Raw genomic sequence first — 22,999 nt, 5'->3', positions numbered from 1 at the left:
TAAGATTAAGAGAGTTTCTACATATAATAAGAAGTTAATGAAGTAAAGCATAGTTATACAAAAGTCAGAATATTATGATTGTAACGCTATGGTGACTATAATATAATGAAAATAACCATCATGAATGAACATTCATTTATTTTTATGTATTTGAAGGGGGAATGAAGGTGGAAAAACCATGGTTGAAAAGTTATCCAGAGGAAATTCCGAGTACGATTTCTTATGATATTCAGCCGCTTCATAGATATGTAGAACAGATGGCTTCTCGCTACCCAGAAAAGAAAGCGCTTCACTTTTTAGGGAAGGATATTACGTTTTCGGACTTCCATGATAAGGTGAAGAGGTTTGCAAATTATCTTCAAAAGCTCGGTGTGGAAAAGGGTGATCGAGTTGCTATTATGTTGCCGAATTGTCCGCAAGCTGTAATTGGTTATTACGGTACATTACTTGCGGGAGGTATCGTAGTACAAACAAATCCACTGTATACAGAGAGAGAATTAGAATATCAGCTTCATGACTCGGGAGCGAAAGTAATTCTTTGTCTCGATTTAGTGTTTCCAAGAGTAACGAATGTTCAATCTGCTACAAAAATTGAGCATATTATCGTAACTCGCATTGCGGACTTTTTACCATTCCCTAAAAATCTATTGTATCCATTTGTGCAGAAAAAACAGTCAAATTTAGTTGTGAAAGTATCAGAGAGTGAAACGATTCATCTTTGGAATTCAGTAGAAAAAGAAGTGAATACGGATGTTGAGGAGCCTTGTGATCCTGAAAAAGATCTAGCTCTTTTACAGTACACAGGAGGAACAACCGGATTTCCGAAAGGCGTTATGTTAACGCATAAAAACCTCGTCTCTAACACGTTAATGGGAGTTCAATGGTTATATAATTGCAAAGAAGGAGAAGAAGTCGTTCTTGGGGTTCTTCCATTTTTCCACGTGTACGGCATGACGGCTGTTATGAATTTGAGTGTTATGCAAGGATACAAAATGGTCCTTATTCCAAAGTTTGATATGAAAATGGTTTTTGAAGCGATTAAGAAGCATAAAGTGACACTATTTCCAGGTGCACCAACTATTTATATCGCTCTTTTAAATAGCCCACTTTTAAAAGAATACGATATTTCTTCTATTCGTGCTTGTATTAGTGGATCAGCACCACTCCCAGTAGAAGTACAGGAAAAGTTCGAAACAGTTACAGGTGGTAAACTAGTAGAGGGATATGGTTTAACAGAATCCTCTCCGGTTACACATAGTAATTTTTTATGGGAAAAGCGAGTGCCAGGTAGCATTGGAGTTCCGTGGCCAGATACAGAAGCGATCATTATGTCACTTGAAACTGGTGAGGCATTACCGCCAGGAGAAATAGGGGAAATTGTAGTGAAAGGTCCTCAAATTATGAAAGGATACTGGAATAAGCCAGAGGAAACAGCGGCTGTATTGCAAGATGGCTGGCTCCATACAGGTGATGTTGGCTACATGGATGAAGATGGATTCTTCTATGTAAAAGATCGCAAGAAAGATATGATTGTCGCGAGTGGATTTAATGTGTATCCTCGTGAAGTTGAAGAAGTATTATATGAGCATGAAAAAGTGCAAGAAGTAGTGACAATTGGAGTTCCAGATCCGTACCGAGGAGAGACAGTTAAAGCATTTGTTGTGTTAAAAGAAGGTACGGAGTGCTCTGAGGAAGAATTAAATCAGTTTGCACGTAAATATTTAGCGGCTTATAAAGTGCCGAAAGTATATGAGTTTAGAGATGAATTGCCGAAAACGACAGTAGGGAAAATTTTGCGCCGTGTTCTAATAGATGAAGAGAAGAGAAAGAATGAGGATGAGCAAACGGGCTAAGGCCCTTTCTTTTTGAAAAAATAGGATTGACACTTTTCTAAATAGTCAGTATTATAAGAATATGAATGACTATTCATTCAGTCATCTTCTTGAAGGGGACAGTAAAGTGAAGAAAAATAGACCGAAATACAATCAAATTATTGATGCGGCAGTCATTGTGATTGCGGAGAATGGGTACCACCAAGCGCAAGTTTCTAAAATCGCAAAGCAAGCTGGGGTAGCTGATGGCACGATTTATTTATATTTTAAAAATAAAGAAGATATATTAATATCCTTATTCCAAGAGAAGATGGGAGAATTTGTCGAAACAATTCGTCAAAAAACAGCAGGAATTGAAAGCGCTGTATCGAAGTTATTCATGTTGGTAGAAACGCACTTCTTGCTGTTGTCGCAAAATGATCCTCTTGCTATCGTTACGCAATTAGAGCTGAGGCAGTCCAATCAAGACTTGCGCCTTAAAATAAATGAAGTATTAAAAGGCTACTTACAAGTTATGGATGAGATTTTAGAGACTGGTATAAAACAAGGTGAATTTCAAGCAGATTTAAATGTTCGCGTGGCAAGACAAATGATCTTTGGAACAGTGGATGAAGTTGTGACCAATTGGGTAATGAGCGATCATAAGTATGATCTGGTCGCACTTTCAAAAACGGTACACGGGCTACTTATTGCAGCTTGTGGTTATCGTCAATAATGGGAGGGATCATGTTGAAATTCCTATCTGTAAGAGTTGAAGATCATATCGCGGTGGCGACATTAAATCACGCACCAGCGAATGCGATGTCTTCACAAGTTATGCATGACGTTACTGAATTAATTGATCAAGTGGAAAAGGATGATAACATTCGTGTTGTTGTTATTCACGGTGAAGGACGTTTCTTCTCAGCGGGAGCAGATATTAAAGAATTTACATCTGTTACTGAAGCGAAACAAGCAACAGAATTAGCACAGCTTGGACAAGTTACGTTTGAGCGTGTTGAAAAATGTTCAAAACCAGTTATTGCGGCAATTCATGGAGCGGCACTGGGCGGCGGCCTTGAGTTTGCTATGTCTTGCCACATGCGCTTTGCAACTGAAAGTGCAAAACTTGGTTTACCTGAATTAACACTTGGATTAATTCCTGGCTTTGCAGGTACACAGCGCTTACCACGTTATGTTGGGAAAGCGAAAGCTTGTGAAATGATGTTAACAAGTACACCAATTACTGGTGCAGAAGCATTAAAGTGGGGACTTGTTAACGGATTGTTCTCTGAAGAATCTCTTTTAGATGATACGCTTAAAGTTGCAAAACAAATTGCTGGAAAAAGTCCAGCAACAACTCGTGCTGTACTAGAGTTATTGCAAACGACAAAATCGTCTCATTACTATGAAGGTGTACAACGTGAATCACAGATTTTTGGTGAAGTATTTACAAGTGAAGATGGAAGAGAAGGTGTAGCTGCATTTTTAGAAAAGCGTAAACCTTCATTTAGTGGCAGGTAGTTCAATTATTTTTTTAATATAAATTAACAGAAAATTAAAATTGATAGAATCTTTCTGAAAAACAAGGGGGTAAATGGAATGAACATCTACGTACTCATGAAACGAACATTTGATACAGAAGAAAAAATCGTAATTAAAAACGGTGCAATTTACGATGGCGAAGCGGAATTCATCATCAACCCTTACGATGAATATGCAATTGAAGAAGCAATTCAAGTAAGAGACGCACAAGGTGGAGAAGTTACAGTTGTAACAGTCGGTGGCGAAGATAGTGAGAAAGAACTTCGTACTGCATTAGCAATGGGCTGTGATAAAGCCGTATTAATTAATATTGAAGATGATGTAGAAAATGGTGACCAGTTCACGACAGCAAAAGTGCTTGCTGAATATTTAAAAGATAAAGATGCAGATTTAATTTTAGGTGGAAACGTTGCAATTGATGGTGCATCTGGACAAGTAGGACCACGCGTAGCTGAAGCGTTAAATATTCCATATGTAACGACAATTACAAAACTTGAAATTGACGGTACAAATGTGAAGATTGAGCGTGATGTTGAAGGTGATACAGAAGTGATTGCAACTTCATTACCAGTTTTAGTAACAGCACAGCAAGGTTTAAATGAACCGCGTTATCCATCGCTTCCAGGTATTATGAAAGCGAAGAAAAAGCCGCTAGAAGAATTAGAATTAGATGATTTAGATTTAGAAGAAGATGATGTGGAAGCAAAGACAAAAACAATTGAAATCTATTTGCCTCCTAAGAAAGATGCAGGAAAAGTGTTACAAGGCGAGCTGCAAGATCAAGTAAAAGAACTTGTATCGTTGCTCCATACAGAAGCGAAAGTAATCTAATAAAATACGAAATTATATATGCAGGAGGGAAAATCTATGGCTCGTAAAGTATTAGTAATGGGTGAAGTTCGTGATGGATCGCTACGTAACGTTTCTTTTGAAGCGGTAGCAGCAGCAAAAACAATTGCAGAAGGCGGTGAAGTAGTAGGTCTTCTAATTGGAGACAGCGTTGCCTCTTTTGCAAATGAATTGATTCATTACGGTGCAGATCGCGTTGTGACAGTTGAAAATGATAAATTAAAATCATATACATCTGATGGTTATGCACAAGCGTTTTTAGCTGTACATGCTGAAGAAAATCCAGAAGGTATTGTCTTTGGACATACAGCACTTGGCAAAGATTTATCACCAAAATTAGCAGCGAAGCTTGAAGCTGGTTTAATTTCTGACGTAACTGCTTTAGAGGTTGAAGGTGGAAATGTTATCTTCACTCGTCCAATTTACTCTGGTAAAGCATTCGAGAAGAAGATTGTAACAGACGGCATCTTATTTGCGACAGTGCGTCCAAATAACATTGCAACTCTGGAAAAAGATGAGTCTCGCAGCGGTGACGTATCTTCTATTACAGTTGATGTGAAAGATTTACGTACAATCATTCAAGATGTTGTCCGTAAAACGGCAGAAGGTGTGGATCTTTCTGAAGCGAAAGTTATTATCGCTGGTGGACGCGGTGTGAAGAGTGAAGAAGGCTTTAAACCATTAAAAGAGTTAGCTGACGTACTAGGCGGCGCTGTTGGGGCATCTCGTGGTGCTTGTGACGCTGAATACTGTGATTACTCATTACAAATTGGTCAAACTGGTAAAGTTGTTACCCCAGACTTATACATTGCATGTGGTATTTCTGGTGCGATTCAGCATTTAGCAGGTATGTCTAACTCAAAAATAATCGTTGCGATTAATAAAGATCCAGAAGCAAGTATCTTTAAAGTAGCTGACTACGGTATTGTCGGTGACTTATTCGAAGTTGTACCTCTTTTAACAGAAGAGTTTAAAAAGTTAAAAGTACATTCATGATTTTAGTACCCTTGAGTTCCAAGTGAAGTACCCCTATATATAGAAAAAGGTGAGAGATCCCCTGTCTCTCATCTTTTTAGTATTTAATCCGTATTTTTATATAGTATAAAGGAACATTTTTTTGTTACAATACATAACGATACATATTATTCGCCACGTATATAAGTTAATGATATACTCTTGGTAGAATATACTTGAAGGAGGAAATAAAATGGCAATTGTAAACGCAAATGACCAAAGCTTCGCAGCTGAAACTAGCGAAGGTGTTGTATTATTAGATTTCTGGGCACCTTGGTGTGGACCTTGTAAAATGATCGCTCCTGTATTAGAGGAAATCGATGCAGAACTAGGCGAAAAAGTAAAAGTAGTAAAAGTAGACGTTGATGAAAACCAAGAAACTGCTCGTCAATTCGAAGTAATGAGCATTCCAGCTCTTTTCGTATTAAAAGACGGTAAAGTAGTTGATCAAGCGTTAGGTTACAAACCGAAAGAAGCGTTAGTAGAATTAGTTTCTAAACACTTCTAAAAGAAAAAAAGCTACCATTTGGTAGCTTTTTTTATTTTCTTTTTTACAGTCTTTCCGTTACAATAAAAGAACGTATGTTGGGTGTTTGGGCATAGTATGTTTTCAAGGGAAAATAAAAATGCTAAGTATGTAGAAATGGAGGGAGACGAGTGCACGAACATTTGAAAGAGAAGTTGGCTATTTTACCAGATCAACCTGGTTGTTATTTGATGAAAGATAAGCAAGGAACGGTTATATATGTCGGAAAGGCAAAAGTGCTTAAAAATCGTGTGCGCTCGTACTTTACTGGTTCACATGATGGGAAAACACTGCGGCTTGTAGGAGAAATTGTTGATTTTGAATATATTGTAACTTCTTCGAATTTAGAAGCACTTATTTTAGAGTTAAATCTAATTAAAAAATATGATCCGAAATATAATATTCAATTAAAAGATGATAAAACATATCCTTTTATTAAAATTACAGCGGAGAAGCAACCTCGCTTACTCATTACTCGAAACGTAAAAAAAGATAAAGGGAAATATTTTGGTCCTTATCCAAATGCACAATCTGCTCATGAAACGAAAAAACTGCTAGATCGTATGTATCCACTTCGGAAATGCACGAATATGCCAGATAAAGTTTGTTTGTATTATCATATGGGTCAATGTTTAGCGCCTTGTGTGAAAGAAGTGACGGAAGAACAAAATAAAGAAATTGTAGATGAAATTATTAAGTTTTTAAATGGTGGACATAAAGAAGTTCGTTCAGAACTAGAAATAAAAATGTATGAGGCCTCAGAGAAACTAGAGTTTGAACGTGCAAAAGAGTTGCGTGATCAAATTGCTCATATTGATGCGATTATGGAAAAGCAAAAGATGATTATGAGTGACTTAGTGGATCGTGATGTGTTTGGATATGCAGTGGATAAAGGATGGATGTGTGTTCAAGTTTTCTTCGTTCGAAAAGGAAAGCTAATTGAACGTGATGTTTCTATGTTTCCAATTTACGATGAACCAGAAGAGGGTTTTTTAACGTTTATCGGCCAATTTTATGAAAACAGTAGTCATTTTAAGCCGAAGGAAATTGTCGTTCCAGGAAGTATAGACTCGGAATTAGTAGAGCGCTTTTTAGAAGTGGAAGCGACGCAGCCGAAACGTGGTAAGAAAAAAGACCTTGTAGAATTGGCAAATAAAAATGCGAAGATTGCTCTTGAAGAGAAGTTTTACTTAATTGAACGTGATGAAGAACGAACGATTAAAGCGGTAGATCATTTAGGGAAGCAGCTTGGGATTGAAACGCCATATCGTATTGAAGCGTTTGATAACTCAAATATTCAAGGAACAAATCCCGTTTCTGCAATGATTGCTTTTATCGATGGGAAACCGGCGAAGAAAGAGTATCGAAAATATAAAATTAAAACGGTTCAAGGACCAGATGATTATGAGTCTATGAGAGAAGTTGTGAGGCGCCGTTATACAAGGGCGCTTAAAGAAAATTCACCTTTACCTGATTTGATTATTATTGATGGAGGAAAAGGCCATCTAGCGGCTGCAAGTGATATTTTAGAGAATGAGCTCGGATTATATATTCCGATGGCAGGTCTTGTAAAAGATGATAAACATAAAACCTCCCATTTAATTATTGGGGATCCACCGGAACCTGTGATGCTTGAGAGAAATAGCCAAGAATTTTATTTATTGCAGCGTATTCAAGATGAGGTGCATCGATTTGCGATTACATTCCATCGTCAATTACACGGGAAATCTGTTATTCAATCAGCATTGGATGATATTCCAGGAATCGGTGATAAACGGAAAAAGGTATTGTTAAAACATTTTGGTTCATTAAAGAAGATGAAAGAAGCTTCTATAGAGGAATTTGTCGAAGCGGGTATGCCGAAAAATGTCGCGGAGACGATTTATACGTATTTAACAGATAAGAAGACGTTGTAGTTTACAACGTCTTCTGTTTTTTGGTATAATTTCTGAAGATTTAAAATAAATGCATCTGAATGAAAATACAAAAAAGTCAACTAAACTGATATGTCTAGTTGACTGTAGGTAATGCTTACACTTCAATGAGATCTTTTATATCCCATTTTACAAGAAATGTAATAGAGTCAGAACGTTTTTTCTTTTCTTCGTATGACTCTGCAACGACGTTCCGTTGCTTTTGGATTTGTTCAGCGATGAATCCGGCTTCTAGTTGATAAGAAGAATGTCGTTTTTGTTTTTGACGTTCTGCGATGAGTGTGCCTTTAAGTTGGAACTGCATTTCACGACGCTTATGTTCAACAATGCTTAAAGTGCCCCAGCCAGCCTTTTCAAAGAACTGAATGACTTCTTCAATTGTTTCTAGCGGATATTTTCTTGCAAGGTTTCTACCAGACCAGTATAAAATACCATCTAAATCGTTGCCGATTAAATCAGGTAGTAATTCTTCACGTAGCAATTCATAAGCGAAGGCGTTCAATGAAACATCTTCTAAAGATGTTGTATCGATTGTATTTTTACTCACAATATTCCCCTCTTTCTATAGGGATTATTATATAACATTTCACATTTATAAAAACAGATTTTTCTTTAGGAAAATCTGAATATATAAGAAGAAAAAAAGAATTGGCAAATTATATGCAAATTATGTATACGTTTTCTTGACGCTTCGACAAAAATAGGAGTAAAATGAACTTGGTATCAAATTATGCTGAAATATTTCGAATAATTTTTTCAGTTTTTCTTATGCCAATAGTGAAAAAACATTATTGTCATAAACTAATCTGAAAACAGCAGTCAAACATTCAAGGGGGGTAATGGGGACATGAAAGGCCGCGAGTATACGTTTCGTAAGTGGCACTCATTAATGGGGGTCATCCCGGTTGGTGTCTTTTTGACGCAACATTTAATTGTAAACAACTTTGCAACACGAGGAGCAGAGGCTTTTAACAAAGCTGCAGGCTTTATGGAGCTCCTTCCATTCCGGTATGCGCTAGAAATTTTCATCATCTTTTTACCGATACTGTACCATGCTATATATGGCTTATATATTGCATTTACAGCTAAGAACAATGCGGTTTCTTACGGTTATTTCCGTAACTGGATGTTCGTTTTCCAAAGAATTTCAGGTATCGTTACGCTGATCTTCATTTCTTGGCACGTCTGGGAAACTCGTATTCAAGCAATGTTAGGTAAAGAGGTAAACTATGATATGATGGCAGATATTTTAAACAATCCAGCTATGTTTGCATTCTACTTAGTTGGTGTTGTTTCAACAATTTTCCACTTTGCAAATGGACTATGGACATTCTGCATCAGCTGGGGAATTACAGTATCTCCACGTTCACAAAGAATCTCTACTTATGTAACATTAGCTATTTTCTTAGGTTTATCTTATGTAGGTGTGAGTGCATTATTAGCGTTCATCGATCCACAGCTAGCAAACCAGTAAGGAGTGGGAGAGCATGAAAGGGAAACTTATAGTAGTCGGCGGTGGCTTGGCTGGCTTAATGGCAACGATTAAAGCGGCAGAAGCAGGAGTAAATGTTGAACTGTTTTCTTTAGTACCAGTAAAACGTTCACATTCTGTATGTGCTCAGGGCGGAATTAACGGTGCCGTAAATACGAAAGGTGAAGGGGATTCTCCATGGATCCACTTTGACGATACAATTTATGGTGGGGACTTCTTAGCGAACCAACCACCAGTTAAAGCAATGTGTGAAGCAGCACCTGGTATCATTCATTTAATGGACCGTATGGGTGTTATGTTCAACCGTACGGAAGAAGGACTTCTTGATTTCCGTCGATTTGGTGGAACGCAACATCACCGTACAGCATTTGCTGGTGCAACAACTGGACAGCAATTACTTTACGCATTAGATGAGCAAGTACGTCGTCACGAAGTAGCAGGACTTGTAACGAAATATGAAGGTTGGGATTTCTTACGAGCTGTTGTTGATGATGAAGGTGTGTGCCGAGGAATCGTTGCACAAGACTTACAAACTATGGAGATTAGAAGTTTCGGAGCAGATGCCGTGATTATGGCAACAGGGGGCCCTGGTATCATTTTCGGAAAATCAACAAACTCCATTATCAATACAGGTACAGCAGCTTCTGCTGTATATCAACAAGGCGCATATTATGCAAACGGTGAGTTCATTCAAATTCACCCAACGGCAATTCCTGGAGACGATAAATTACGTCTTATGAGTGAATCTGCACGTGGTGAAGGTGGACGTGTTTGGACATATAAAGATGGTAAACCATGGTACTTCTTAGAAGAAAAATATCCGGCTTACGGAAACCTTGTACCTCGTGACATCGCAACGCGTGAAATCTTTGATGTTTGCGTAGAGCAAAAACTAGGTATTAACGGTGAAAACATGGTGTACTTAGATCTTTCTCATAAAGATCCAAAAGAACTAGATATTAAACTAGGTGGAATTATTGAAATCTATGAGAAATTTACAGGGGATGATCCTCGTAAACTACCGATGAAAATCTTCCCAGCTGTTCACTATTCAATGGGCGGACTATGGGTTGATTATAAACAGATGACAAATATTCCAGGTTTATTTGCAGCAGGTGAGTGTGATTATTCTATGCACGGTGGTAACCGTCTTGGTGCAAACTCACTATTATCAGCAATTTATGGTGGTATGGTAGCAGGACCAAACGCAATTGAGTATATGAAAGGTCTTTCTAAATCATCTGATGCTGTTTCATCTACTGTATATGAGCAAAATGAATTAATCGAAACAGAGAAATTTAACAATATTTTAACGATGGATGGTAACGAAAATGCGTATGTTCTTCATAAAGAGCTTGGAGAATGGATGACAGATAACGTTACAGTAGTTCGTGAAAATAAAAAATTATTAGAAACAGATGCGAAAATTGAAGAATTAATGGCTCGTTACAAACGTATTAACATTAACGATACAGCAAGATGGAGTAACCAAGGTGCTTCATTTACACGCCAACTTGCAAATATGTTTGAGTTAGCACGTGTTATTACAATTGGCGCATATAACCGTAATGAGAGCCGTGGGGCGCATTACAAACCTGAATTCCCAAATCGTGATGATGCAAACTTCTTAAAAACTACGATGGCAAAATTTGAGGGAGAAGGAAATGCACCAGCATTCCATTACGAGGACGTTGATATTTCGTTAATTAAACCACGTAAACGTGATTATTCTTCAAAACATGATGTAGCTGCTAAGGGTGAAGAGAAGGGGGATAAACAACATGTCTGAGAAAACAATCCGCCTCATCATTACGAGACAAGACGGGCCAGATGCGCAAGCGTTTGACCAAGAGTTTGAAATTCCATATCGTCCGAATATGAATATTATCTCAGCACTTATGGAAATCCGTCGTAATCCTGTTGATTCAAAAGGGAACCAAACAACTCCGATTGCATGGGATATGAACTGCTTAGAGGAAGTATGTGGTGCATGTTCGATGGTGATTAACGGAAAACCACGTCAATCATGTACGGCACTTATCGATCAATTAGAGCAACCAATTCGCTTAAAACCGATGAAGACATTCCCGGTTGTACGTGACTTGCAAGTTGATCGTAGTCGCATGTTTAATGCTCTAAAACGCGTTAAAGCGTGGATTCCAATTGATGGTACGTATGACCTAGGTCCAGGACCAAGAATGCCTGAGAAAAAGCGTCAATGGGCTTATGAGCTTTCAAAATGCATGACATGTGGTGTTTGCTTAGAATCATGTCCAAACGTAAACAGTAAGTCTGACTTTATTGGACCAGCACCGTTATCACAAGCTCGCTTATTCAACTCACATCCAACGGGTGAAATGCATAAAGCAGATCGCTTACGTGCAATTATGGGAGATGGAGGACTAGCAAACTGTGGTAACTCTCAAAACTGTGTGCAATCATGTCCGAAGGGTATTCCTTTAACAACTTCAATTGCGGCATTAAACCGTGATACAACAATTCAATCGTTCAAAGATTTCTTTGGTAGCGATAATAACTATTAATAAATATTGCCTCTTCATATCGAAGAGGCAATATTTATAACTTTATTTTTCTGTTTATTCTGTTTATTTAAAGGTGAAAAGGGGAGATAACAATGAAGAGGATTTCTTATATTGAAGACTTTGAGCAATGGGAAAGTGGTTTTTCGTTTTACAACCCTGTAAAGGTTCGTTTTGGTGAAGTAGATATGTTTGGACATGTAAATAATGTCGTTGCTTTTACTTATTTTGAAGAAGCTCGTATTGCGTTGTTTAAAGAACTTGGATTTATGCAAGAGTGGACACATGCATCATCAGAAACGATGATCGTTGTTGCGGATTTACAATGTAATTTTATTAAGCAAATATATTTTGATGAACAGCTGAAGGTGTATGTAAAGGCAGGATCGGTCGGGAATTCTTCTTTAGATTTACATTATATGGTGAAGAATGCAGCAGGAGAGGTTTGTTTAGTAGGTCGTGGAATGATGGTTCAAGCGTCGAAAAAAACAGGAAGAGGCGAACCATGGCCTGAAGAATGGAAGAAGAAATTACTACAATAATAGAGTGAAAGAAAAATAAGAGAGCAATTTGCTCTCTTATTTTTTGTCTTCCATCGCTTCTTCTAATGTTAAGTGATGTTTATATAGGTATGTAGCGTATGGATTACCAACGTAGCGTAAGTGCCATGGTTCATATGCATATTCTGTTGTATCTGTTTTATCTTCTAAGTAACGAATGACAAAGCCGAATTCATGAGCGTGTTCTGCGACCCATTTTCCTTCTGCTGTCTCCCCGAAGATAGGCTCTAATTGAAATTTAGCTGATTTTGAACTAATATCCATTGCTAAACCCGTTTGGTGTTCACTTGTACCAGGAATTGCGCTTACCGAATTAGCTTCGGCTTTTCCTTGGCGTCTAACGTATGTATCATGCAACGATTTTTGGCGTTTGTATGAACGATAACCAGATACAGCTGTAAGATCAAGCCCTTCTTTTTTCGCAGCTTTAAACATGTTTTCAAGTGCCTCTGCAGCATCTTTTCGCAGCAATGTTTTTTCTTTATCTTTTGGACTAATAAATGGTACATTTGGTCTCGTTAAGTCTTCAGGAATGTATCCATCTGGTAGTTTTCGATGTTTATTAATTAAGACAAGATTAGATTTTGGATTTGTTACCACTGAAAAGTCATTGTCTATTTTCTTTGCATTATGATCAGCTTTTGGAAAAGCAGGAATCTCTTCTTTTTTATGGTTATTATGCTTTTGACTTTCGACAGCTTTTGCTTCATTATGTAGTGGTGTTTTAGAACCAAAGTAAGCGAAAGATGTGATCCCGATTACAATAGTAGTGGCAGAAATAATTATTATCTTTTTCATGATGCCTTGTAATCACAGTCCCTTCTTAATAAAATGTGTAATGTTTTTTTTATTATAAATCTAGTTTGTTGGAAAAGGAATATAAGAGTCATAACGTAATAGAAATGCAAAGAAAATGTCAGAAAATGTGTGAATTTGTAGTATTTTTTTATATAATTCATTTCTTATCTTTCATGAAATGCATTTTTTATGTAATATATATACATAAGAAGATGTAGCGATTATCGAGAATAGAGAACTTCTTGTATAGACTGGGAGTGAATGGGAATGGATTTTGCAACAATTATTGGACTTATTTTAGGATTTGTAGCAGTGGTAGTAGGGATGGTCGTCAAGGGCGCTGACATAACAGCCTTATTAAATCCTGCCGCAGCATTAATTATTTTTATCGGTACATTTGCTGCAGTATGTATTGCATTTCCGATGAATCAACTAAAAAGGGTTCCAAAACTATTTAAAGTTCTTTTTGGTTCAAATAAAAAGGATTTAAGTTATGAACAGTTGCTAGAATTATTTGTTCATTGGACATCTGAAAGTAGAAAATACGGTATTTTGTCTTTAGAGCAACAATTAGACAAAATTCAAGATGAATTTCTTTTGCGCGGTATGAAATTTGTGATTGATGGCGTATCCGCAGAAGATTTGGAGCAGATTTTGGAATCTGAATTAGAGGCAATTGAAGAAAGACATGCAAAGGGAGCTGCTATTTTTTCACAAGCTGGTACGTATGCACCGACATTAGGAGTTTTAGGTGCTGTTATCGGTCTTGTAGCTGCGCTTGGTAACTTAACTGATATTGAAAAGTTAGGTCATGCTATTTCGGGTGCGTTTATTGCAACGATTTTTGGTATTTTTTCAGGTTATGTATTATGGCATCCATTTGCAAATAAGTTAAAGCAAAAATCTTCAGCTGAAATTGAGAAAAAACGTTTAATCATTGATTGTTTATTAATGTTACAAGAAGGTACATATCCGTTTATTATGAAGAACCGCATTTTAGGTGCACTTTCTGCAACTGAGCGTAAAAAGCTAGAAAAAGGAGCAGAAAAAAATGCGGAGTAAGAAAAATAGAAGAGGCAAAAAGAAAAAACATGATGAGCATATCGATGAAACATGGTTAATCCCATATTCTGATATGTTAACGTTGTTATTTGCATTGTTTATCGTTTTATTCGCAATGAGTAGTATAGATGCTGCGAAGTTTAAACAGATGGCAGTTGCTTTTCGAAGTGAATTAGCTGGGGGAACAGGTAACAAAGAATTTTTAAGTGATCAAAAGCCAAATGATGAAAAAGAATTATCAGCAAGTAGCCTTGAGGCAGAACAAACAAAAAAACAAGAAGAAGCTAGAGCTAAAGAAAAAAAAGAGATGGATGAATTGAAAGCATTACAAAAAAAGATTGATCAATATATTAATGAAAAACAATTATCCTCTTCTTTTCAAACTAAATTAACTGAAAAGGGATTAATGGTGACAATATTAGAAAATATACTGTTTGATTCGGGGAAAGCAGATGTGAAATTAGAATCTTTAGGGATTGCAAAAGAGATGTCTAGCTTACTTGTTTCAGCGTCACCTCGTGAAATTACAGTATCGGGTCATACGGATAATGTCCCTATTGCCAATGCGCAGTTTGCGTCGAATTGGGAATTAAGTACGCAGCGGGCAGTTAATTTTATGCAAGTATTACTGCAAAATAAAGAATTACAACCAGAAAAATTTAGTGCGATTGGATACGGAGAATACCGTTCAATTGCTCCAAACGATACACAAGAAGGAAAGGCAAAGAATAGACGTGTGGAAGTATTTATCTTGCCTTTAACAGAGAAAGTAAAATAAAAGAGGATGGCGAATGCCATCCTCTTTTATTTTACTTCAAATGATTTTAAGTTGTCGCGACGGATTTTATCTTTTTCTGCATCTGATTTTTTGAAATCATAATCATATAAAGCGCCTTCCCAATCGCCATACATTGGATTCGGGAAAATAATGAATTTCTCACCAAATTGTGCTTTTGAATCTGCTACTGTTTGGTTACGATCTTTTACAGATTTTCCATCAAAACCTGTGAAATCAGATAAGTTATCACCGAAGAATAAGACAATATCATGAGTTTGAGAAACGAGTTCACGGCGTTTTTCTTTTCCTTTTTCTTTCGGATCTTGTAGTAATATATGTTCTTTCGTTGCTTGAGGAGCACCTACACGCTCAAGATTTTTAATTGTCGCATCTAGTTGATTCGTTTTACGATTTGAGATGTAGTAAATATCTACACCTTTAGACTCTGTATATTTTAAGAAATCAATTGCGCCTGGAAGGGCTTCAGCCTCAGCTTTGTTAATCCAATCATCCCATTTGTAAGGATAGCCTTTGCCTGTTTTTACGCTCATTGCTTGATGAGGACTGTTATCTAAAACAGTTTCGTCTAAATCAAGCACGATAGCAGGTTTTTTCTCTGTCCCTTTTGCAAGAATTGCATCAAGCTTTAATTGACCAATGTTGTACCCTTGGTAGTAAAGTGCTTTCGTTTCACCGGCTGTTTGATACCATAAATCAGCCATTAATTGTTGTTCTGTTAATTTTACTTTCTCTTCTTTTGCCACTGTTTTCTCTGGTGTTCCTGAACATGCTACAAGTGATGTAGATAGAACCGCTACAGATAATAAAGTGGTAATGCCCCTCTTCATCTTCATATGTATCCTCCTTGATGTTAGAAAATCATTTTATATTATATATTAAAATATAATATTTTTATATGAACATTTGCATATTGTCTTTTGTATATATAGTAGTATGTCCTATATTAGAAAGATGAGCAAAATAATAATAGTTGTTTTGACAATTTTTATTGTCGTAATGACAATTATAATTGACAAAAAGAACTTTGTTATTTACAATTTTAACTAAATAGAACAAATGATGGATTAATGACGATGTTTACATATAAGAGGATGAAGCGTGGTGCTATATTTTGTCTTGAATAAACATAGTCTTTGAAAGAGAGTACGAATGATACTAAAGGGGAGGCTTTATACTTGAGTTTACAAATTCAAAACTTAACGAAACAATTTGGGGAATCAAAAGCAGTTAACGGTTTGCAAATTTTGTTACCAAAAGGTGAAGTACTAGGGTTACTTGGACGAAATGGTGCAGGGAAAACAACAACAATCAAAATGCTTCTCGGATTATTAACGCCTAATGAAGGTTCGATTACATGGGATGGAAAAGCATTTGGAAATAGTGGTGTAACAATTGGGTATTTACCAGAAGAAAGAGGTTTATATACAAAAAGTAGAGTAATAGATCAGCTGCGATATTTTGGTAGATTAGAAGGAATGTCGAAGAAAGAAGTAGATCATGCTATTGATCACTGGTTAGAGCGTTTAGCGATACCAGAATATAAATTTAAAACGGCTGGAGAGCTTTCAAAAGGGAATCAGCAAAAAATCCAATTAATTGCTGCTCTTCTTCATAATCCGGAACTTCTCATTTTAGATGAACCATTCAGCGGTCTTGATCCAGTTAATGCTGGGATGTTAGCTAGTATTATTGAAGAACAAGTACAGAGCGGAAAGACGATTATTTTATCAAGTCATCGTATGGAACAAGTAGAGGCTTTTTGCCAACATGTATGTATTTTGAAAAAAGGTGAAGCAGTCGTAAAAGGACAGCTAAGTGATATTAAGAAAGAATACGGTTTCCGTAATTTAACGATTGAAGATACAGTAGAGAATGAAAAGGAATTAGAAGCTATACATGTATCGTATGAAAAACAACAAGGCCTTCTTTATATGAAAGTACAAGACGATGCGGAAGCTCTCAAGATTTTGCAACAGTTGCAAGAGCAAGGTGTTAGCTTACGACAATTCAAAATGTTAGAGCCGACGTTAAACGAAATCTTTGTAGAGAGGGCGAAATAACGATGCGTAAATTTTCTCACGTATTTTCATTTTATTTTAGGGAAGCATTTTTATCTAAAAAATCATTAATTACGAGTGCGATTTTATTTTTAGTTGTGTTTGGGATTTTTGCATTTAATCATTTTACTTCAGGCGATGATAAAAATAAGGATAAAGATAAAATTGCAGTTGTAGTAGAGAGTTCCACATATAAAGTACAAAAAGATGAGCTAAATAAGCTATTGCCATCAGCAAAAATAACAATTGGTTCAAAGGATGATTTTGATAAACTGCATAAGCAAGTAGAAGAAGGCGATTTAGATGGTCTATTCCATGTGACGGAAAAGGATGGGGCTCCATCGATTACATATATGTATAATGGATTTCCAAGCCAAGCAACTTCTGCAATTATGGCAGGATATTTAAAGCAACAATATACGATGGTGACGATTGCCAAAAATAATGTTTCACCAGAAATTGCACAGCAATTACAAACAGAAATTCAAGTAAAGCAAGAAGCGATAAAAGATCGTACATCTTCTTTCGGAATTGCCTATTTCTTTACATTTGCTTTATATATGTTTATTGTAGCGTTCGGAAATACAATCGCAATGAATATTGCATCTGAAAAGGCGTCACGTGTAATGGAAGTAATGCTTCCGAAAGTGAAGCCTCTTACGATGATGTATGCGAAAATTTTAGCGGTTGTTTCAACGGCGTTATTGCAACTTGTCATATTGGCGTGTGGTTATCTTATTCCATATTTGTTAGGTTGGGTCGATTTAGAAAGTGCCTCACTACTTGGTATTCCAATTGACTTTACGAAATTAGATGCAAAGGTTATCAGCATGTTTCTTGTTTATTTCATTACGGGATATTTACTTTATGCGATGATGTATGCTGCTGCTGGAGCTGTCGTGTCTAAGACGGAGGATTTACAAGCTGTATCTTTCCCGGTAATGATTTTAATTATGGCTGCATTCTTTATTAGTATTAAATCATTAAGTGATCCGAATAGTACTATCGTCGTTGTAAGTTCTTACATTCCATTCTTTACACCGATGGTTACCTTCTCACGTATTGTAGCTGGTGAAGCAGGTATGCTAGAAATTACGATAACATTAGCAGTCTTATTGGCGACAATTGCGGTATTAAATGCTGTTACAAGCCGCATTTACGTAAACGGCGTAATGAATTACTCAGATAAAGTGAAATTTAAAGATTTAGCGAAATTTATAAAGCGTCAATAATGAGAGAAAAGCGTGATTTCTTATTGAAATCATGCTTTTTCTTTATGTATAAATTAAAAATAGTATATAATGATAAGAGTCGTCTTTTAATAGAATGAATAAAAAGGAGGGTGTGCAGATGGGGATTAGTAGTCGTTTTACAGTAGGTGTTCATATGCTGACATTACTTGCGATAGATCGAAACTCTCGCTGTACCTCTGAATGGATTGCCGGTAGTGTGAATACAAATCCAGTTGTGATTCGTCGCATTACAGGAATGTTGAAGAGAGCAGGACTTGTTGATGTACAAGCTGGTAAAGGTGGTACGACACTTGCTCGAGATTTAGAAGAAATTACATTACTTGATGTATATAAAGCAGTGGAAGTTGTAGAAGAAGGACAGCTATTTTCCTTCCATGAAAATCCCAACATTGAATGTCCAGTAGGAGCTAATATTCAATCAGTATTAGAAATTATTTTAATGCAAGCGCAAGAAGCGATGGAAAACGTACTTGCAAATGTAACGGTAGATCAATTAGTTACAAATTTAAAGTCTAAAATGAAAGAATAAAAAAAGCGAGCTTCCTCATAATGAGGGCTCGCCTTTTTTTATTCAGAAATATTGAAAATTCTATTTTTCAGTATTTAAAATGAATTTACCTACGATAGCTGCGAAGATACCACCAAGAATTGGTGCTACGATGAATACCCATAGTTGAGAAAGTGCTTCTCCACCAACAAATAAAGCTGGTGCGATACTACGAGCTGGGTTAACAGATGTTCCAGTTAACGGAATTCCTAATAAGTGAATTAAAACTAATGTGAAACCAATTACTAGTCCAGCTAAAGAAGAACTTCCTTTTTTACCTGTTACAGCAACGATAACTAAAATAAATACGAAAGTTAAAATGAACTCAACTAAAAATGCTCCAGATAAACCAAGAGTTCCGAAACCATTTTGTCCTAAATTATCTAAAGGTGTTTTAGCAGATTTTAAAATTGTTACTAACGTTGCAGTTCCTAATAGACCACCTAAAATTTGAGCTAATACATAATAACAAAGTTCCATAGCGTTCATTCGTTTGTTGATGAACATAGCTACTGATACTGCTGGGTTAATGTGACATCCAGAAATTGTTCCGATGCTATATGCCATAGCTACAATAGATAGACCGAAAGCCATAGCGATTCCTAATGTTCCAATTCCTTCAATTCCGCCGCCAGTGACAGCTACTCCAGTTCCGAATAATACAAGTACAAATGTACCAATAAATTCAGCGATTGCTTTTTTTAACATAATTTACCTCCTATTAATGCGCATGAAACGTATTATAACATAAGTTTTAGTATAAGCAGCCAATGAAATACTATTCTGATAAGGCGAAATAGGGGGACAATAAAAAAGAGTATGGTTCATCTCTATAGAACCATACCCTTTTTTTATGCTGATTTTTTCTGTTTAACGACTGGAACAGAACGGTTTAAAATACTATTTGCAACCATTCCTAATATGATAATAATCATTCCGATGAGAGAAAGTCCTCCAGGGAGTGAACCATTTAAGAAAATGATTTCTCCAAGTACGGTAAAGACCATCGTTCCAGCTTGTGTTGCTTCAACAGCTCCAAGTAGAGCGAGGTTATCTTTTGCTAAGTCAGTAGCAAAGAAAAATGTCATCGTTGCAATAACGCCGGAACATAATGCTAACAAAAATCCTTGAAGTATTTGGTTGGATGTTGGAATGCCAGTAGTAGAAAATCCGTATATACCAAGCAAGATTGTTATAGGAAGACTTCCAATTGCCATTCCTAATACACGTTGGAACGTATCAAGGCGTCCACCAACAAGCTCCATCATTTTTCGGTTACCGAACGGATATAAGAAAGCGGCTAATACGACAGGTAAAAAACCTGAAATGAACTGAGTCATTGTAATATGGCCTGCGGCAGTTGCTTGCATACAAATTACACCAAGTAAAATAAATAATGCAACATATAAGCTACGAAGTGGAATTTTTCCACGTACAAGTTTCGTACCTGATTTTGTTTCTATTTTCACGAAAAATAGTGGTGATAGTAGTAAACCAGCTAAAATCGTAACTTGCCAAGTTCCAGCAACGAGCCAAGCTGGAGAAAAGACAGCTGCGAAACTTAATAAAGAATAAAAACCAATACCGGCAACAGAACCCCATCCGATCCATGCCAATGGATGTTTTTTTAACTCTTCCCATAATCCCCTAAAGTTTTTGCGAAATAAAACGATAAGGAATAAAATAGGAAGAGCAAATAAAAAACGGAAGGAAGCTGTCCAAGCCCAGCTCGTTCCAGATACATTCATTGCTCTATTAATAATAAAGGTTGCAGAAAAAAAGGCCGATGATAAAAGACCTAATAAAATTGCGCGCATGAAGTATAACACTCCTTTCGAAAATAAATAATTATGTATAGTATGATATACTTTTAATTATTAAAAGTAAACTATTTTATACTTTAAGGTGGTTTTATATATGAAAGAAAATGAAGATATGCAAACGAAAGAAGTCATTCAACAAGTTGGACAGTTATTGAGACAAATTCGAAATGAACAGAAATTAAGTTTAGAAGAATTAGCTCATAAAACAGGAGTTAGTAAATTAACATTAGGAAAGATCGAAAGAGGGGAAACAAATCCGACACTAGCTGTCATTTGGAAAATAACGAAAGGGTTATCAATTCCTTTATCCAGATTAATGGTTGTTGGAGAACCTGTAGCTGTTGCGCGCTGTGGAGAAGGATTTGCAGTAGATGAAGGACAAGCGTGGCATTTAGAAACGATGTTCCGTTATACGAAAGAAACAGGGATGGAAATGCACCGTGCTTGTTTACGATCAAATAGTATATATGAGCCAGAAGCTCATCATGAAGGTGCGATTGAGCTTGTAACGGTAATGAAAGGGAAAGTGTCTATTCAAGTGGAGAATGATGTATACGAATTAAATGAGTTTGATTCCATTCAATTTGAAGCGAATAAGAAGCATATTTATAAAAATGAAGAAGAAGAAGTAGCGGTATTACATTTAACGATGAAATATTCTTCATGAAAAAATCACCTATAGGATTCTATAGGTGATTTCTCTTCTTAAGTATGTGAAATAATGCCGTTAGTACGAACGTGGCATAAGTAATAAACAAATGAAATAAACTAAAAATCCTGTCCCAAAACATAAAACAGCAATAACCCAAATGATACGAATAAGAGTAGAGCTAATATCAAAATATTCTCCTAAACCACCACATATACCAAATAGCATTTTATCAGTTTCGGATTTACATAACTTTTTTGACATATTCCAATCAACTCCTTTTTATATCAAACTGCATACTTTTATTCTATATGGAAATTTATGAGAAGACTATGGGGTTGTATTACATTTTTTTGTGAGAAGTGATCGTATTAATTGTCTTAATTTTCAGTGGATATTAAACTTGTAGTTATGAGGTGATTTTTAATAAAGGGTGGGGAAATAGAGATGACAGTATATTGGTTGACTAACGTAATGCTTGAATCAGGATATACATATGAAGAAGAGAGAATTTCACAAACAGAAACAGAATTATGCAGTTTACTTATTGAAGATGGTCGAATTAAAAAAATTATAAAAGGGATTGTTCAAGAGGAAGATATAGTAACTTTTGATGCTAAGAACTTATTAATGTTGCCAGCTTTCAAAGAGATGCACATTCACATTGATAAAACATATTATAGTGGCCCATGGAAAGCTTGTATGCCAGCAGAAAGTATTTTTACACGTTTTAATGAAGAAGAAAAAATTTTACCAAAGCAATTAGCGACTGCCCAAAATAGAGCGGAAAATATGCTAGAGTTACTACTGCAAAATGGTGCAACGAATATTAGAACGCATTGTAATGTCGATCCGATTATTGGGCTTGGTAATCTGGAGGCGACGTTAGCGGCATTAGAAACATATAAAAATCGAGTGTCTAGTAGAATTGTTGCGTTTCCGCAACATGGATTATTGCGCAGTGATTCTGTGCAACTCGTGAAAGATGCGATGCGTATGGGTGCTCATCTAGTCGGAGGAGTAGATCCAGCTACAGTAGATAATGACATTGAAAAGTCATTACATACAATTATGGATATCGCAGTAGAATTTAATGCGGATGTTGATATTCATTTGCACGATGCGAATAATCTTGGAACGTTTACGATGAAGAGATTGGCAAGTTTAACAGAAGAAGCAGGATGGCAAGGCCGTGTAACGATTAGTCATGCACTTGGACTTGGTGGTGTTACTGATAAAGAGGCTGAAGAAGTGGCAGAAAGACTCGCAAATGTAAATATTGATATTACTTCAACAGTGCCAATTGGTAAACAAGTAATCCCAATTCCGTTATTAGATAAAAAAGGTGTTAAGGTTGCATTAGGCAATGATAGCATTACAGATCATTGGTCACCGTTTGGAACAGGTGATATGCTTCAAAAGGCGAATCGATTAGCAGAGCGTTTTGGGTGGAGTGACGAAAGGTCTTTAGGAAAAGCACTCCGCTTTATTACAGGAGGAAAAGAAACGTTAAATAATGAAGGGAAGCGAGTATGGCCGAATGTAGGGGATGAAGCGAGCTTTGTTTTGACGAATGCGACATGCGCTGCTGAAGCAGTAGCGCGTCAAACAGAAAAACGTTTAGTCGTGTATAAAGGAAATATTGTTGTTGGAAGTTTAAATGAGGTGGAATTAAATAATCTTGTGTAGAAGAATCGTTTAAATATTTTGAGGAGGGTTCTAATGGTGAGTATAGAACTC

Annotated in this window: 24 protein-coding genes; 18 read left to right on the top strand and 6 right to left on the bottom strand. The window is 36.4% G+C overall.

Annotation, left to right across the window (positions count from 1 at the left end):
- The first annotated feature begins 167 nt into the window (after positions 1-167).
- The 7 genes from MKY21_RS22715 (at position 168) to uvrC (ending at position 7,661) form a co-directional block, all read left to right on the top strand.
- Complete coding sequence (locus MKY21_RS22715) at positions 168-1,853, top strand: long-chain-fatty-acid--CoA ligase (RefSeq protein WP_016118686.1); 1,686 nt, start codon at positions 168-170, stop codon at positions 1,851-1,853.
- A gap of 106 nt (positions 1,854-1,959) precedes the next feature.
- Positions 1,960-2,547 (top strand): TetR/AcrR family transcriptional regulator, encoded by a 588-nt coding sequence (locus MKY21_RS22710; RefSeq protein WP_000742223.1) that lies wholly within the window; start codon positions 1,960-1,962, stop codon positions 2,545-2,547.
- Positions 2,548-2,558: 11 nt separating this feature from the next.
- A complete protein-coding gene (locus MKY21_RS22705) occupies positions 2,559-3,335 on the top strand; it encodes an enoyl-CoA hydratase (RefSeq protein ID WP_000911292.1) in 777 nt (258 codons plus the stop codon).
- A gap of 78 nt (positions 3,336-3,413) precedes the next feature.
- A complete protein-coding gene (gene etfB / locus MKY21_RS22700) occupies positions 3,414-4,187 on the top strand; it encodes an electron transfer flavoprotein subunit beta (protein ID WP_001029028.1) in 774 nt (257 codons plus the stop codon).
- 36 nt (positions 4,188-4,223) lie between these two features.
- On the top strand, positions 4,224-5,201 hold the full coding sequence (gene etfA, locus MKY21_RS22695; RefSeq protein WP_000101943.1) for an electron transfer flavoprotein subunit alpha: 978 nt from the start codon (positions 4,224-4,226) through the stop codon (positions 5,199-5,201).
- Positions 5,202-5,412: 211 nt separating this feature from the next.
- Entirely contained in the window at positions 5,413-5,727 is a 315-nt protein-coding gene (trxA, locus tag MKY21_RS22690; protein ID WP_001018943.1) for a thioredoxin, read from the top strand.
- A gap of 149 nt (positions 5,728-5,876) precedes the next feature.
- A complete protein-coding gene (gene uvrC / locus MKY21_RS22685) occupies positions 5,877-7,661 on the top strand; it encodes an excinuclease ABC subunit C (protein ID WP_000544296.1) in 1,785 nt (594 codons plus the stop codon).
- Between the two features lie 115 nt (positions 7,662-7,776).
- Here the strand turns inward: uvrC and MKY21_RS22680 are convergent, their stop codons facing one another.
- Positions 7,777-8,226, bottom strand: a complete 450-nt coding sequence (locus MKY21_RS22680; protein WP_000042226.1) for a YslB family protein — start codon at positions 8,224-8,226, stop codon at positions 7,777-7,779.
- Positions 8,227-8,526: 300 nt separating this feature from the next.
- On the opposite strand from MKY21_RS22680, the gene sdhC reads away from it, so the two are divergent.
- The 4 genes from sdhC to MKY21_RS22660 all read left to right on the top strand — a co-directional run bounded on the left by sdhC (position 8,527) and on the right by MKY21_RS22660 (position 12,253).
- Positions 8,527-9,153 (top strand): succinate dehydrogenase cytochrome B558, encoded by a 627-nt coding sequence (gene sdhC, locus MKY21_RS22675; protein ID WP_000678354.1) that lies wholly within the window; start codon positions 8,527-8,529, stop codon positions 9,151-9,153.
- Between the two features lie 13 nt (positions 9,154-9,166).
- A complete protein-coding gene (sdhA, locus tag MKY21_RS22670) occupies positions 9,167-10,960 on the top strand; it encodes a succinate dehydrogenase flavoprotein subunit (RefSeq protein ID WP_000676750.1) in 1,794 nt (597 codons plus the stop codon).
- Positions 10,953-11,714 (top strand): succinate dehydrogenase iron-sulfur subunit, encoded by a 762-nt coding sequence (gene sdhB / locus MKY21_RS22665; protein WP_001291827.1) that lies wholly within the window; start codon positions 10,953-10,955, stop codon positions 11,712-11,714. Before sdhA ends, sdhB begins: the two co-directional genes overlap by 8 nt.
- A gap of 92 nt (positions 11,715-11,806) precedes the next feature.
- Complete coding sequence (locus tag MKY21_RS22660) at positions 11,807-12,253, top strand: acyl-CoA thioesterase (RefSeq protein ID WP_000822734.1); 447 nt, start codon at positions 11,807-11,809, stop codon at positions 12,251-12,253.
- A 36-nt stretch (positions 12,254-12,289) separates the two neighbouring features.
- On the opposite strand, the gene MKY21_RS22655 is transcribed toward MKY21_RS22660, so the two are convergent.
- Positions 12,290-13,069 carry a M15 family metallopeptidase gene (locus tag MKY21_RS22655; RefSeq protein ID WP_000720201.1) on the bottom strand — a complete coding sequence of 260 codons (780 nt, stop codon included), beginning with the start codon at positions 13,067-13,069 and terminating at the stop codon, positions 12,290-12,292.
- 267 nt (positions 13,070-13,336) lie between these two features.
- On the opposite strand from MKY21_RS22655, the gene motA reads away from it, so the two are divergent.
- Together motA and motB are read left to right on the top strand one after the other, a co-directional pair.
- Positions 13,337-14,131, top strand: coding sequence for a flagellar motor stator protein MotA (gene motA / locus MKY21_RS22650; RefSeq protein WP_000344853.1), 795 nt, complete (start codon positions 13,337-13,339; stop codon positions 14,129-14,131).
- Positions 14,121-14,909 (top strand): flagellar motor protein MotB, encoded by a 789-nt coding sequence (motB, locus tag MKY21_RS22645; protein ID WP_001256735.1) that lies wholly within the window; start codon positions 14,121-14,123, stop codon positions 14,907-14,909. Before motA ends, motB begins: the two co-directional genes overlap by 11 nt.
- A gap of 26 nt (positions 14,910-14,935) precedes the next feature.
- Here the strand turns inward: motB and MKY21_RS22640 are convergent, their stop codons facing one another.
- Complete coding sequence (locus MKY21_RS22640; protein ID WP_000782768.1) at positions 14,936-15,763, bottom strand: 5'-nucleotidase, lipoprotein e(P4) family; 828 nt, start codon at positions 15,761-15,763, stop codon at positions 14,936-14,938.
- Positions 15,764-16,105: 342 nt separating this feature from the next.
- Here MKY21_RS22640 and MKY21_RS22635 point away from each other — a divergent pair, with 342 nt between their 5' ends.
- The 3 genes from MKY21_RS22635 to MKY21_RS22625 all read left to right on the top strand — a co-directional run bounded on the left by MKY21_RS22635 (position 16,106) and on the right by MKY21_RS22625 (position 18,769).
- Positions 16,106-16,990, top strand: a complete 885-nt coding sequence (locus tag MKY21_RS22635; RefSeq protein ID WP_086392249.1) for an ABC transporter ATP-binding protein — start codon at positions 16,106-16,108, stop codon at positions 16,988-16,990.
- 2 nt (positions 16,991-16,992) lie between these two features.
- Positions 16,993-18,219 carry an ABC transporter permease gene (locus MKY21_RS22630; protein ID WP_065703106.1) on the top strand — a complete coding sequence of 409 codons (1,227 nt, stop codon included), beginning with the start codon at positions 16,993-16,995 and terminating at the stop codon, positions 18,217-18,219.
- A 118-nt stretch (positions 18,220-18,337) separates the two neighbouring features.
- Positions 18,338-18,769 (top strand): Rrf2 family transcriptional regulator, encoded by a 432-nt coding sequence (locus tag MKY21_RS22625; protein ID WP_000512998.1) that lies wholly within the window; start codon positions 18,338-18,340, stop codon positions 18,767-18,769.
- 60 nt (positions 18,770-18,829) lie between these two features.
- On the opposite strand, the gene MKY21_RS22620 is transcribed toward MKY21_RS22625, so the two are convergent.
- Both MKY21_RS22620 and MKY21_RS22615 read right to left on the bottom strand, forming a co-directional pair.
- Positions 18,830-19,495 carry an aquaporin gene (locus MKY21_RS22620; RefSeq protein WP_000913213.1) on the bottom strand — a complete coding sequence of 222 codons (666 nt, stop codon included), beginning with the start codon at positions 19,493-19,495 and terminating at the stop codon, positions 18,830-18,832.
- Positions 19,496-19,638: 143 nt separating this feature from the next.
- A complete protein-coding gene (locus MKY21_RS22615) occupies positions 19,639-20,604 on the bottom strand; it encodes a DMT family transporter (protein ID WP_001201627.1) in 966 nt (321 codons plus the stop codon).
- Between the two features lie 100 nt (positions 20,605-20,704).
- On the opposite strand from MKY21_RS22615, the gene MKY21_RS22610 reads away from it, so the two are divergent.
- On the top strand, positions 20,705-21,277 hold the full coding sequence (locus tag MKY21_RS22610) for a helix-turn-helix domain-containing protein (RefSeq protein ID WP_000661924.1): 573 nt from the start codon (positions 20,705-20,707) through the stop codon (positions 21,275-21,277).
- A gap of 60 nt (positions 21,278-21,337) precedes the next feature.
- Here MKY21_RS22610 and MKY21_RS22605 read toward each other — a convergent pair whose 3' ends face one another.
- The gene (locus MKY21_RS22605; RefSeq protein ID WP_000038411.1) at positions 21,338-21,523 is read right to left on the bottom strand and encodes a PspC domain-containing protein; all 186 of its coding nucleotides are present in this window, start codon (positions 21,521-21,523) and stop codon (positions 21,338-21,340) included.
- A 183-nt stretch (positions 21,524-21,706) separates the two neighbouring features.
- Between MKY21_RS22605 and MKY21_RS22600 the strand changes: the two genes are divergently transcribed.
- Positions 21,707-22,948, top strand: a complete 1,242-nt coding sequence (locus MKY21_RS22600; protein WP_000219559.1) for an amidohydrolase family protein — start codon at positions 21,707-21,709, stop codon at positions 22,946-22,948.
- The last annotated feature ends 51 nt before the right edge of the window (positions 22,949-22,999 follow it).

It is taken from the genome of Bacillus sp. FSL R9-9497 (assembly GCF_038005805.1).
Taxonomy (GTDB): Bacteria; Bacillota; Bacilli; order Bacillales; family Bacillaceae_G; genus Bacillus_A; species Bacillus_A cereus.
Note: the sequence above shows the minus strand (reverse complement) of the source record. Positions and strands in the feature narration are given on the sequence as shown.

What these genes read in the sequence shown, in the direction of transcription:
- MKY21_RS22620 (WP_000913213.1), bottom strand. Translation starts at nt 19,495, where the DNA reads ATGTTAAAAAAAGCAATCGCTGAATTTATTGGTACATTTGTACTTGTA.
- MKY21_RS22625 (WP_000512998.1), top strand. Translation starts at nt 18,338, where the DNA reads ATGGGGATTAGTAGTCGTTTTACAGTAGGTGTTCATATGCTGACATTA.
- etfB (WP_001029028.1), top strand. Translation starts at nt 3,414, where the DNA reads ATGAACATCTACGTACTCATGAAACGAACATTTGATACAGAAGAAAAA.
- MKY21_RS22655 (WP_000720201.1), bottom strand. Translation starts at nt 13,069, where the DNA reads ATGAAAAAGATAATAATTATTTCTGCCACTACTATTGTAATCGGGATC.
- MKY21_RS22705 (WP_000911292.1), top strand. Translation starts at nt 2,559, where the DNA reads ATGTTGAAATTCCTATCTGTAAGAGTTGAAGATCATATCGCGGTGGCG.
- MKY21_RS22640 (WP_000782768.1), bottom strand. Translation starts at nt 15,763, where the DNA reads ATGAAGATGAAGAGGGGCATTACCACTTTATTATCTGTAGCGGTTCTA.
- MKY21_RS22605 (WP_000038411.1), bottom strand. Translation starts at nt 21,523, where the DNA reads ATGTCAAAAAAGTTATGTAAATCCGAAACTGATAAAATGCTATTTGGT.
- motA (WP_000344853.1), top strand. Translation starts at nt 13,337, where the DNA reads ATGGATTTTGCAACAATTATTGGACTTATTTTAGGATTTGTAGCAGTG.
- MKY21_RS22660 (WP_000822734.1), top strand. Translation starts at nt 11,807, where the DNA reads ATGAAGAGGATTTCTTATATTGAAGACTTTGAGCAATGGGAAAGTGGT.
- trxA (WP_001018943.1), top strand. Translation starts at nt 5,413, where the DNA reads ATGGCAATTGTAAACGCAAATGACCAAAGCTTCGCAGCTGAAACTAGC.
- MKY21_RS22615 (WP_001201627.1), bottom strand. Translation starts at nt 20,604, where the DNA reads ATGCGCGCAATTTTATTAGGTCTTTTATCATCGGCCTTTTTTTCTGCA.
- MKY21_RS22610 (WP_000661924.1), top strand. Translation starts at nt 20,705, where the DNA reads ATGAAAGAAAATGAAGATATGCAAACGAAAGAAGTCATTCAACAAGTT.
- etfA (WP_000101943.1), top strand. Translation starts at nt 4,224, where the DNA reads ATGGCTCGTAAAGTATTAGTAATGGGTGAAGTTCGTGATGGATCGCTA.
- sdhC (WP_000678354.1), top strand. Translation starts at nt 8,527, where the DNA reads ATGAAAGGCCGCGAGTATACGTTTCGTAAGTGGCACTCATTAATGGGG.
- motB (WP_001256735.1), top strand. Translation starts at nt 14,121, where the DNA reads ATGCGGAGTAAGAAAAATAGAAGAGGCAAAAAGAAAAAACATGATGAG.
- sdhA (WP_000676750.1), top strand. Translation starts at nt 9,167, where the DNA reads ATGAAAGGGAAACTTATAGTAGTCGGCGGTGGCTTGGCTGGCTTAATG.
- MKY21_RS22630 (WP_065703106.1), top strand. Translation starts at nt 16,993, where the DNA reads ATGCGTAAATTTTCTCACGTATTTTCATTTTATTTTAGGGAAGCATTT.
- sdhB (WP_001291827.1), top strand. Translation starts at nt 10,953, where the DNA reads ATGTCTGAGAAAACAATCCGCCTCATCATTACGAGACAAGACGGGCCA.
- MKY21_RS22600 (WP_000219559.1), top strand. Translation starts at nt 21,707, where the DNA reads ATGACAGTATATTGGTTGACTAACGTAATGCTTGAATCAGGATATACA.